We start from the raw sequence: 11,565 nt of genomic DNA, 5'->3' as shown, positions 1-11,565 counted from the left end.
GTGCCCTCGGATTGGGTCATAGTGTCTGTCGTTGCCAAGACATCGGCGCTTCCGTTGTTGTAGGTGGCAGTTAGGTGCACTCATTGGGGACAGACTTAAATGAGTGCCCACAGAATGAGAGTGGATAATCTTCCGTTTTTGGCCTGCTTTGGGGTTCAAAGTGGGAGATTATCCACTCTCATCATTTTGCGGCACTTGGGGACGTTCCTTTTGTGCCGGCACTTTGGGACACTCCTTGTCATTGGTACAAAGCAGCCTGTCCCCATTGCGCCAAGCGGCGTGTGCCGTTAAGCGGAAGGGGTGTTAGCGGGACTTTCTTTTGGGCATACAATGGCTATTGGTTTGCTGCGGTGAAGGTCTGTCCGCCCCGCAGCTTTTTTCTACGGTTAAAGGAGTATGTATGTCCGTTGAGGTCATGAGGTCTGTGATCGACGCTGCCGAGGGTCGCGTGCCCGTCGACACGCTGTTTACCAATGCGCAGATTGTCGACGTATATGGCCAGCGCGTGGCGCCCGGTAGCGTTGCCGTCAAGGATGGCGTAATCGTCGGCGTGCTCTACGACGGTCGCGATGACGCTGCTGGCACCTACGAGGCGGCTGAAGTCATCGACTGCCAGGGCCGCTATCTTGCCCCCGGTTTTATCGACGGGCACTTGCATATCGAATCTTCGAACATCCGCCCTGCTGAGTATGCGCGCATGGCGGCGACGCGCGGCACCACCACTGCCATTGCCGACAGCCACGAGATTGCCAACGTTTCCGGCCTGGACGGCCTGCGCTTTATGATCGAGGACGGCCGTCGCGCGCCCATTTCCATCAAGTACATGATGCCCTCGTGCGTGCCCGCGCTGCCCGATGAGCAGGCCGGTGCCGTCATTACCGCCGCCGATATGCAGGCGTTTTTTGCCGAGTATCCGGGCGATGTCTTCGGTCTGGGTGAGATGATGAACCTGCCGGGCGTCTTTATGGGCGACCCCGAGACCTGTGCTCGCATCGATGCTGCCAACCAGACGCCGTCCAAGCAGGTTGACGGCCACGCGCCGCTCGTTGCCGGAAAGGACCTCAACGCCTATGCCGCGGCGGGCATTATCGCCGACCACGAGTCGACGATTCCCGAGGAGGCACTCGACAAGCTGTCCCGCGGCATGTATGTGATGCTGCGCGAGGGTACGTGCAGCCATGACCTGGCCAACTTGTCGCCGATGCTGCTGGAAAACCCCGCCCGTGCCCGCCGCTGCTGCTTTGCGACCGACGACCGTGCTCCCTCCGACGCGCTTTCGACCGGTATGATCGACAACGCCTGCCGTGTGGCTATCGAGGCCGGCATTGACCCCGTGGTTGCCATCTCTATGGCGTCCCTCTCCACGGCCGAGGCGTTTGGCCTGGATCACGGCTGCCGCGACCCGTACGAGCTACGCGGTGCGATTGCCCCGGGCAAGCGTGCCGACCTGCTGGTGCTCAATGATCTGACGTTTGCCACGGCTCCGCATCGCGTATATGCCGCCGGTGCCCTGGTGGCGCAGGACGGCACCTTTGTGGGCGAGATTGCACCCGAGATGGCCGAGGTTGCGGCCCTTGCCGATGAGCTGCGTGCCTCCGTTAAGCTGCCGAAGCTTTCGCTCGATGTGTTCGACTATGCCTTTAAGCCGGGCGAGGCCGTTATCGATGTGATCCCGGGCATGGCTATCACGGGCATGATTCGCCCCGAGACTGACGAGGACTTGCGCCGCATTATGCTGATTGAGCGCCATGGCCGTGGCGTGTCGTTGCAGGTCGAGGGTGTCGACGGCGACGGCCCCGCCGGTCTGGGCTTGGTCGGCAAGCATATCGGTCGCGGTTGGGTGCGCGGTTTCACCATCACCGGTGGTGCCATTGCCTCCACGATCGGCCACGATTCGCATAACGTGTGCGTGGTGGGCGACAATGCGGCGGATATGATGGCTGCCGTTGAGGCCGTGGGCCAGGGCGGCCACGTGCTGGTGCGCAACGGCGAGGTCGTGGCGCGCATTCCGCTGGCGCTCGGTGGCCTTATGAGCGAGGGTACGGCCGAGGACGTTGCCGCGCAGCACGACGACTTTATGGTCAAGGCGCGCGCCATGGGTATTGAGCCGCCGCTCGACCCCATCATGGGCATCATTTTCCTGCCCCTGCCGGTGATCCCGACGCTCCGCATCCGCCCCGAGGGCATGTTCGACGTTACAACCTTCACCTACGCCGACTAGTCATCGGGGACGTTCTTAAACGACTAGTCGTTGGGGACACTCTTTGGCGTGTCGCCTGACGCCGCGACCGTGAGACCTCTGGCATGTGTGAGCTATTTGCCAGGTCCTTGTAACGTTTACGCCCGCGGAGTCTTATTTGAGCTCCCTTTGGGTACGTTGGAATCGGATACACGTTCGATTCCAACAAGCCCGAAGGGAGCTTTTCTATGTTTAAACTGATTGCATCCGATATGGACGGCACGTTGCTTGACGAAAACGGCCAGGTGCCTCCCGAGACCTACGAACTGATTCTGGCGCTACGCGAGCATGGCGTGCATTTCGCCGCATCGTCAGGTCGTCGCTACGATCGCCTGTGCGAGTTCTTTGCGCCCGTTCGCGACAAGATGGACTTTGTCGCCGCTAACGGTGCCCAGGTCTTCGCCGACGGCAAGATGGTAGACCGTGAGGTGTATTCGCACCTGGCGATTCGAAGGCTCGCCCAAGCCGTCGCGACGTTTCCCAATCTGCATCTTGCGCTTTTTGACCGAACCAAGTCCTTCTTGCTCGATGACGAGTGCAAGTTCGTGCGTGAGGTCGATAAGGACCTTCCCAATGCCGAGCGTATTTGGGAGCTGCCCGATCCCAGCGTAAATATCATCAAGGCGAGTATCTTTTGCGATGACGGTGCCGTTATGGACAGCGCTTACGTACTGCAGCGTGAACTCGGTCAGCTCTTTACTTTTGCGCCTTCGGGCAACGCGTGGATCGATGCCATGCAGCCCGGTGTGTCGAAGGCCTCGGGCATCGCACAGCTCATGGAGCACTATGGCGTCGAACGCGACGAGGTCATGGCGTTTGGCGACTCGATGAACGACTACGAGATCATTCGCTTTGTCGGTACGGGCTGTGCGATGGGAAACGCGCGCCCCGCGCTCAAGGCGGTGGCCGATCGCGTGGTGGGTTGTAATCGCGACCACGCCGTCCAGCAGGAGCTCCGTCGCGTGCTGGAGAGTCTCGCTTAATCCGGCAGATGGGGACGTTCCTTTTCTGCCGGCAGTGGGGGACAGTCCTTGCAGCTTTTTCGCGAAGACTGTCCCCAACGACTAGTCATTCAAGAACGTCCCCAGTGACTGGCCAATGACTAGGCGAGGGCGGCCATGATGGTGCGGGCGACGCCGTCGTGGTCGTTGTCGAACTCGGTGATGGCGTCGGCGGCGTCGCGGTCTTCGGGCTCGCCGTTGACCATGGCCATGCCGTGGCCTGCTGCCTGCAGCATGGGAATGTCGTTGATGTTGTCGCCGAACGCCCAGGCGTCGGCGAGACGCTCGCCCAAGTGCTCGCATAGCCACGTGAGGGCCGTTCCCTTGGTGGCGCCCTCGCCCATGACCTCGATATTCATGGCGTACGAACGTGTGACCTCAATGCCTCCGAGCGTGTCGAGCTCCGCCGCGATGGCGTCGCGATCGGCCGGGTCGTGCCAGTACATGGCGATGCGTTCGAGCGTCTCGACCTCGTCGATCTTGCTGTCGATATTCATGTCGATCGGTGTTCGTGTGCGCTTGAGCGAAGCCGCGATGTGGGGGTCGCCGCCGCAGAATTCGTCCAGGCGCGTGTAGAGCGAGCGGGGGAGGAAGCACTGCCCGTCCGCGAAGATATCGAAGGTCACATCGTGGCCGGCGGCAATGCGATGGATGCGGTGGGCAATGCCACGGTCGAGCGGACGGCTCAAGATGCACGTGGCGCGCGAGGCGTCGGTGGGCGTATCCTCGTCGAGCTGCCAGACGCTGGCGCCGTTGGCACAGACCGCGTAGTGCACGGCGGGATGGGCGAGAATGGGCTCAAAGATGCCCGACAGTGGACGTCCCGTGCAGGGAACAAACTCGATGCCACGATGTGCGAGCTCGTCGAGCATCGCCCAGGTGGCATCGCTCATTTGCTTATCGCTCGTCAGCAGCGTCCCATCCATATCGGAAAACACAATCATTTGATGCGGTCCTTTCTACTGGCATAAAAAGCGTGGCCGAGGGCTTGGGTCCCTGGCCACGCTCGAGTTCTATAACGGTCCGCGTCCTAGCGGTCGGCGAGCGGCTTGTACTCCAGCGGCTCGATCACCGGACGATAGGCGGGGCGGATGATACGGTGCGCGCAGAAGAGCTCTTCCATGCGGTGTGCCGACCAGCCGGCCATGCGGGCGACGGCGAATAGCGGCGTAAAGAGCGTTTCGGGCACGCCGAGCATCTTGTAGATAAAGCCTGTGTACAGGTCGATGTTGGCGCAGATGGGCTTGGTCATGCCGTGGTCGCGCATCACCTGCGGTGCCAGGCGCTCGATGCGCTCGATGAGTGCGAACTCTTCGCCCAAGTCCTTCTTGGCTGCCAGTGAGCGCGCGTAACGGCGGCACACCTCGGCACGCGGGTCGCTCAGCGTGTAGACGGCGTGGCCCATACCGTAGATGAGACCCGTGCCGTCGAAGGCCTGCTTGTCGAGAATCTTGCCCAGGTAGGCTGCAACCTCGTCCTCGTCCTCCCAGTTGGAGACATGCGCGCGGATGTCCTCGTGCATAGACACGACCTTGGCATTGGCACCGCCGTGGCGCGGGCCCTTGAGCGAGCCGATAGCCGCGGCGTAAGCGGAATACGGGTCGGTTGCCGAAGAGGACAGCACGCGGCAGGCGAAGGTGGAGTTGTTGCCGCCGCCGTGCTCGGCATGCAGCATGAGCATAACGTCGAGCAGCATCGCCTCATCGCGGGTGAATGCCATGCCGCCGCGCAGGACCTGTAGGATGGTCTCGGCGGTGGAGAGACCGGGCGTGGGGTGCGGCACGTGAACCTCGGAGCCGCGAAGCTTGGCGATCGAGGCCATGTGTGCGAAGGCGGCGATGCGCGGGAGACGTGCGAGCATGGAAATGGCGACGTCGATTTCGTGCTCGGGCGTGATCACGTCTGGTTCGGCATCGAAGGCGTAGAGCAGCAGCACGGCGCGCTGGAGCACGTTCATGATGCTCGACGACACCGTGGTCATAGGGAACTCTTTGACGTACTCGTCGCTCAGATGTCTAAAGGCGCCCAGGCGCTCGCAAAAGCCGTCGAGCTCTTCCTTGTTGGGTAGCGAACCCGTGATAAGCAGATAGGCGACTTCCTCGTAGCCGTAGCGATTCTCGGCCTGGGCATTGTTGACCAGATCCTCGATGCTGTAGCCGCGAAGCGTGAGCTTGCCCTGATCGGGCACGACCTTTCCGTCGACCTTGTTGTAGCCGTGCACATCCGAGATGCGAGTGAGGCCCGCGACCACGCCCGAGCCGTCGGCATTGCGCAGGCCGCGCTTGACATTGTGCTCAACAAACAGGCCCTCGTCATAAGGGTCGGTCGGCAGGCCGTGGTAGAGGTTTTCGCTCTCAGACGAAATCTGGCGGCTTGCTTCGTAATCCAAGACCAGACGGCTCAGGTGGTCGTCGAAGCGGTAGTAGATTTTCTTGGCGTCGTAGGCCATGTGCGCTCCTCTCCGGGCCATGTGGTGACGTTGCGCCTGGGCGCACGTTGGGCCGTCTCCACGCAGCCTGTTCGCTACAGGCGGTACATAAAGTTAAAGACGTCCTCGCGCTGGATGGACACGTTGACGCCCGAAAGCTCGCCGGCCTCGGCCAGGGCCTTCTGCAGCTCGGCAAAGTCGAGCTTGGACTCGGCGGTGTCGGCCAGCATGGTCATGGTGAAGATGTCCTCGATAATGGACTGCGTGATGTCGCGGATGTCGACGTTGGCCTCGCCCAGAACGCGGGTGACGCCGGCGACGATGCCGGGGCGGTTCTTGCCAAGGACGGTGATGACGATACGGGAGGACGAGATCTCGGCCATGGGAAACCCTTTCGCGTGATTGCGGCGCGCGCGGGGCGCTCCGCTACGGTACAGTGTTCATCATTGTACCTGTCTGGCGCAAAAAAGGCGCGCTCGCTGCGGCGTTACATGCCTGCAACATGAGCGTAAGGGGGAAGGCCGCACGGGGAAGAGCCGTCTGGCGCGTGTCCGGCTCGTGTTGGGTTGATTTCCGATCTCAGCCGAACACATTGAGCGGACAGGCCGTTCCCGCAGTCAGCCGAACGCCTCCGACGGCTGATTCCGAACTGGAAGCGGAGGGCATCCCCGCCCTTCGGTAGGGGATACCGCTCCGCGGCGCATGCCGCGGGCGGCGCCCCTATCGGACCACCGTGACCTCAGTTGGGATGGGCCCAGCACTGCCGCGTACTCGGTGAGCTAGAGCCAACTGTTCGTCTTCACGTCGCGTATGGCGATATTTCGGTCGTCCGGCTCGGTGATGCCGTAGCCGAACGCCTGGAGCGTCTCGATGGACTCCTGGATCCTCTGTTGGAACATTGGACCCGGATCGACCCTCGGCCCGAGGTGCCCGCGCCAAAGGCACGGCGTGGCGCGCAGCATGTTATGGATTTTGGAGATGGGCTCGATGTCGGCGTAGACGTTGAGCGTCGCCATGGCGTCCTTGTGGCCGAGGATCGATTGGAGCGCCTTGATATCGCCGCCTTGGCGGATCCACTGCGTTGCGAACGTGTGGCGAAGGCCGTGGAACGTGATCAGCTCATCGTTGGTGCCCATGAGGCCGTTGGTCTCCGAGAACGTCTTGAACGCCCTGCGGATATAGCTTGTCGTCGCGAAGGTCGCGCCCGGCTCCGACAGGATGTAGCAGTCCCCGATCTCGACCGCCCCGGTAAGGCCGCGCAAGCGCAGCTTTCCGCAGTCGATCTCGTGGGTCTCCTTCAGGAAGGGGAGTAGGCCGACCGGGTCGATGGGGATACCCCTGGCGTCATGGGTCTTGGTGTCCTTGATGAACGAACCCATTCCCTTCGCGTACGCCACCGAGTGTCTGATCGAGATCAGGCCCGTCTCGAAATCCACATCGCACCACCGAAGGCCGCAGACCTCGCCGATTCGCATCCCCGTGTGCAGGGCGAGTACGACCGCCCTCTAATCCTCGGCGGACCAATCGAGTCCGAACTCCTTTCGGGCATCCTCTTCGCTCATGACTTCGAGAAGGTCTCCGGGTTGGCAACGAAGGGCGAGGCATAGCTGCTCGAGTGTGTTGAAGCGAATGCCGCGAATATGCCCTTTTTTAATACGGGACAGGTTCACGGGCGTGGTTCCAATCCTTTCGGCAAGTTCGTTCGAGGAAATCTTTCGCTCGGCCATGATCTTGTCGAGGCGAACAATTACGGGCATGGCGTTTCCTTACGCAATCTCGTCGGAGTCGAGGTACAGCTCTCGGGCGTACAAGAAGAGCTGGGAAAGCATGAACAGGACGATGCCGAGAACCAGAGAGGTCCAATCGAATGATGAAGCGATCTCTTGGGCGCCGACGGCCCCCTCGCCGCCAAACATCGAAACGGAGGTTTTGAGTGAGCCGGCGTAGAGGCTGGTGGCAGCTTGAACAACGAAGAGAATGCCGAGCACCTTCAAGCATGTCGCAGACCCTTTCTTGAAGGGGTCTCCGCTCTTGATCGTCCACACGAGAACGGCGCTGAGGATGGTCGTAGCGATACCGATGACGGCAGGGACCAATGTCGAGATCGCAAGGGCTGGATACGCGGGGGAGTCTGCAATTACAGGGTTGTCGAGCACTTCGATTGCTGGCTTTAAGGAGAACGCCACTTGTGCGATGGCGGTGGCGCAAAGGGTCGCAGAGGCTATCGCACATGCGATGCGGAAGGAATGAAGCCGGGGAGTGCGATTGTCGGAACTCATAATAACCTCCGAAGAATTTAAAAAACTCAGGTTACTTTTTAACAGTTTATGTTAAATTGACTTTGCCGGCAAGTAATCACAGCATACTGCAACCGAAACCCCTCTAGATTGGAGAGGATTATGTTCAGTACTGTTAAGTCGTGTAAGCTCTTGGTTTTCCTCGGCCTCGCTCTTTGTTTGTTGCTGCCGGGAGCCCCCGCTTTTGCGGATACCCCGATGCCTCCTTCCCATGAGAGCAGCCAGTGTGCCCTCGTTGAGCCCCTCGGGTATACGGACGACGTCGTCGATACCTACTGGAGCTACAGCTGTCCTCGCGGCGTAAGCGGGCACAGCATCTCGATGTTCAACATCTCTTACAAGACGATTTCCTACCGAAATGGCTATCGCCGATCCGCGCATCATAGGGAATCCCGCCTCGCTGCAATGTGCTCCTGTGGTGTTCTTGGCACAACTGATAAATGGCAATTTGTCTATAGCACCTACTAGATGCGAGGAAGGGCCGAGCATTTTGTTCGGCCCTTCTGTTCCGACTGGATGAGGTTAAGGTTGGCGATGAATATGCTCAAAATCTCGAAGGCGATCTTTAGGTCGCTTCTCTCCTCCAGGTCGCTCTGTGTTGTCGTTGTTGCGTTGATGGTTCTTTGTGCTCTGCCCGTCTTCAGGAGCGCGGCTGGCATCGACGGACGGGTCGAATACCTCGAGTCGGGAATAACCCGTGTTGAGCAGGAATTGTCAGCATCCTATGCGGATGCGCTTGTGAATGCGGGGGAGGACGGTGTCTGTACCTCTTCATCAAGCATGCCCGCGCTTCTGTACCCTCTTGCCGCGGGACGTCTTATCTTGGCACCGCTCTCTCCCCTACTTCCGTTTCTGCAGATATCGGATGGAGAGTACACCTATTATGACGGATCGAAGGAGTACTTGCTATGGGTCGCAACGGCCGTTGCCGTCTCGTTCCTTGCCGCGCGTCTTAACAAACGTGAAAAGCTCATCATCCAGGCACCGATGGGCGAGCTGGGTAGACTTGTTGCATCGAGCGTATGGGCGAGTGTTTTTGCAATGCTTGCCGTCCTCGCCATCAATCTTCCAGGGATAATCGCCGCGCTTGTGAAGAATGGCCCGGGCTCGCCGTTCTATCCGATAGGCTACATTCAATATGCGACTCCGGTTATCAAACCGGCTTGGCTGGTGTTCGCGCAGACGGCCATCTTGCAATTCTTGGTGGCAGCGTTCATCTCGCTTGTCGTTCACCTTGCCGTGAAGATTGCCAATAACCCTACGCTTGGAATCGTGTTCGTATGTGCCCTGATGGGGGTGACGATGGTTCCCGGGTATTACGGAAGATCCATCGCTTTACGTGAGTTCGCCCTGTTGAATCCCCTTACGTATGCGAACACTGAGTTGACCGTCGGCGCCTATAGCCCGTACCCGACAACGCAGATAGTGAATCTGCCTGGACTTTGCTTCGAGCGTGGCGCGATTGCCCTCGTATGCGCAATCGGGATCGAGGTGCTGGCAATTAGCCTGCTTTGCGTTGCTGGAAAGAGCGGCTGCGCGTGCCCGATATCCCCGATTTGTCTTGAGAGAGGTTCCTTCACTGCATCGAGAACGGCAACTCGTTCGAGCGCTTGTGCCTTCGCCGTTGCATACGTAAGAACGATGGGGAAACTGCTCCTGCGTTCTCCTACCCTCGCCGTATGCGCGATTGCAATGTCGACGACGATGCTGGCCCCGGCTCTGGTCGAGATGTTTCCTGACGCTGATAACGTTTCCGCTGTTCGGTATAGGGATGGAGAGCTCCGTTCAATAGATCGGTATCTAGAGCAGAACGCTGCGAATATGGACGTCGAGGGCAAAGCGGCCCTGGAAGACATGCGGGATGCTCTTTCGGGTTTCGTGTACGCGCCTATGCCTGCGGAGGGGTTTCGAAGCCTTGCGACGTACGAGCGCGCTCGAGGTGAGCTGGGCGCGGCAGATGCGACTCTCCTGCAATCGATCGGAATCGAGCCGGAGACTCCTTCTCGTGCGGAGGCGCGCGCCCTTCTGCTTGAGTCGATCGCGAGCTTGCCGGACCCCAAGGTTTACGAGTTAAGTACGAAGATGCCCCCATTAATCCTCCTTTCGTATCTCCAGGCAGCGCTTCCCTCCTTATTTTTGCTGTTGCCCGTGGTTGTCACATCGCTCGCGTGCACCCACCTGCAGTGTCGTTCCCTTCTGGTTCTCCAGATCCCCGCAACAGCGCATGTGCGTTTTCTGACGGCTGTTGCGCTGGCTCTCCTGCTTGGCTTGGTGCTGCTTTTGGTGTCGATGGTTCCCGCTGTCGTTGTGTCCGTGATTAAGAACGGTGCGGGTGGATCGGAGTATCCCGTCGCTCTCATTCGGGCGGGAGCTTCGACAACGTCCACGGTGGGGGAGGCGGTGTTGTGCAGTATTCCGTTGCTGGTCATGGCATACGGCGTGATTTCCGTCGTCGCTGCGTTGACAGCAGCGATTAGCCGCAACTCCGTTGTCACCGGAATGGTTTGCGCGGTTCTCTTGGTGTTGGGTTCGTTGAGCGCTCATGTTGAAAGCGTGGGCATGGGCGTCGCGCTGCTGGCTCCATTCGCCTCGTTTGATCCCGCTTCCCAGGTGGGGACGATTGGGTTCCTTGGGCGAGGGACGAACGCGATGCCTTTTGGAGAGGTCGTCGGCGCATCGGGCGCTCTGCTGGTGGTCTTGGGCGCCGTATCTCCGTTGATGGTGCGCCTGAGTGTTCCAAAGATCGAAAGGGGATGATCTCGATGATTGACCTTCAAACGCTGACGATCTCTTATGGAAAGAAGGTGCTCGTAGATTCGGTGAACGCTGAGTTTGCCCCGGGTACGGTCTACGGTCTCGTCGCTCCGAACGGGCATGGAAAGACGACGTTGCTGCGTGCGATGGCAGGTTTGCCGGGTCCTCGCGTGGACGGGAGCATCGTTCTGGATGAGGTGCAGGGTACGGGTGCGAGAGAGGTCCGTTCTATGATCTTCTATGCACCTGGTGAGGGGACGCTGCTGTATCCCGGATTGCGTGCGGAAGATCACCTCAAGATGGTTTGCGATATGTGGCCGCATGCTCGCGATATCGAAGAGATAGTGGAACAAACGCAGATAGGCGAGTTCGCGAAGATGAGGATCCGCACTCTGAGCCAGGGCATGAAGCAGCAGCTTACCCTGGCGATTGCGTATGCGACGGGCGCGCGGTACCTTCTATTAGATGAGCCCATGAACGCGCTCGACCCCAGCAGGGTGGACTTGCATTCCGAGATTCTCAGGAAGCTGGCCGATTCTGGTACGTGCATCATCATGTCATCCCACATCTTGGATTCGGTCGATAGGCTGTGCGATGAGATTCTGTTTTTGAAGGATGGGAGGCTCATTAGAAGCATTCCGCAAGATGATGCTGCGCCGAAGTCTCCTGGATCCCATTTCGCAAAGCCTGCCGGACGCGCCGAGGGTGCGCTAAGCACGTATCGGCGACTCTACGAAAAGGGCGGGTAGAAATGCAAGTTAAAAATCTATGTGGCCAATGTGATACCGTTGAACCCGCGTATCGATACCGCTCAGCCATTCGCCTCGCCCCCGTCGCACGTATCTT

General features: G+C 59.6%; 10 protein-coding genes. 4 read left to right on the top strand and 6 right to left on the bottom strand.

The window, feature by feature from the left end:
* The first annotated feature begins 400 nt into the window (after positions 1–400).
* Together DXC99_RS10085 and DXC99_RS10080 are read left to right on the top strand one after the other, a co-directional pair.
* Positions 401–2,221, top strand: a complete 1,821-nt coding sequence (locus DXC99_RS10085) for an adenine deaminase (RefSeq protein WP_117630078.1) — start codon at positions 401–403, stop codon at positions 2,219–2,221.
* A 206-nt stretch (positions 2,222–2,427) separates the two neighbouring features.
* Positions 2,428–3,222, top strand: a complete 795-nt coding sequence (locus tag DXC99_RS10080; RefSeq protein ID WP_117630077.1) for a Cof-type HAD-IIB family hydrolase — start codon at positions 2,428–2,430, stop codon at positions 3,220–3,222.
* Between the two features lie 119 nt (positions 3,223–3,341).
* Here DXC99_RS10080 and DXC99_RS10075 read toward each other — a convergent pair whose 3' ends face one another.
* The 6 genes from DXC99_RS10075 to DXC99_RS10050 all read right to left on the bottom strand — a co-directional run bounded on the left by DXC99_RS10075 (position 3,342) and on the right by DXC99_RS10050 (position 7,947).
* Entirely contained in the window at positions 3,342–4,184 is an 843-nt protein-coding gene (locus tag DXC99_RS10075; RefSeq protein WP_117630076.1) for a Cof-type HAD-IIB family hydrolase, read from the bottom strand.
* 86 nt (positions 4,185–4,270) lie between these two features.
* The gene (locus DXC99_RS10070) at positions 4,271–5,689 is read right to left on the bottom strand and encodes a citrate synthase (RefSeq protein WP_117630075.1); all 1,419 of its coding nucleotides are present in this window, start codon (positions 5,687–5,689) and stop codon (positions 4,271–4,273) included.
* Positions 5,690–5,763: 74 nt separating this feature from the next.
* A complete protein-coding gene (locus DXC99_RS10065; RefSeq protein ID WP_006235289.1) occupies positions 5,764–6,051 on the bottom strand; it encodes an ACT domain-containing protein in 288 nt (95 codons plus the stop codon).
* A 396-nt stretch (positions 6,052–6,447) separates the two neighbouring features.
* On the bottom strand, positions 6,448–7,155 hold the full coding sequence (locus DXC99_RS10060; protein ID WP_255360342.1) for a site-specific integrase: 708 nt from the start codon (positions 7,153–7,155) through the stop codon (positions 6,448–6,450).
* Between the two features lie 18 nt (positions 7,156–7,173).
* Entirely contained in the window at positions 7,174–7,425 is a 252-nt protein-coding gene (locus DXC99_RS10055; protein ID WP_006235292.1) for a helix-turn-helix transcriptional regulator, read from the bottom strand.
* Positions 7,426–7,434: 9 nt separating this feature from the next.
* The gene (locus tag DXC99_RS10050; RefSeq protein WP_006235293.1) at positions 7,435–7,947 is read right to left on the bottom strand and encodes a DUF2975 domain-containing protein; all 513 of its coding nucleotides are present in this window, start codon (positions 7,945–7,947) and stop codon (positions 7,435–7,437) included.
* Between the two features lie 552 nt (positions 7,948–8,499).
* On the opposite strand from DXC99_RS10050, the gene DXC99_RS10040 reads away from it, so the two are divergent.
* Together DXC99_RS10040 and DXC99_RS10035 are read left to right on the top strand one after the other, a co-directional pair.
* Positions 8,500–10,722: a hypothetical protein gene (locus DXC99_RS10040; RefSeq protein WP_117630073.1), complete on the top strand. Its 2,223-nt coding sequence runs from the start codon at positions 8,500–8,502 to the stop codon at positions 10,720–10,722.
* Between the two features lie 5 nt (positions 10,723–10,727).
* Positions 10,728–11,468 (top strand): ATP-binding cassette domain-containing protein, encoded by a 741-nt coding sequence (locus DXC99_RS10035; RefSeq protein WP_117769450.1) that lies wholly within the window; start codon positions 10,728–10,730, stop codon positions 11,466–11,468.
* The last annotated feature ends 97 nt before the right edge of the window (positions 11,469–11,565 follow it).

Source organism: Collinsella sp. TF10-11AT (genome assembly GCF_003437565.1).
In the GTDB taxonomy this organism is placed as follows: Bacteria; Actinomycetota; Coriobacteriia; order Coriobacteriales; family Coriobacteriaceae; genus Collinsella.
Note: the sequence above shows the minus strand (reverse complement) of the source record. Positions and strands in the feature narration are given on the sequence as shown.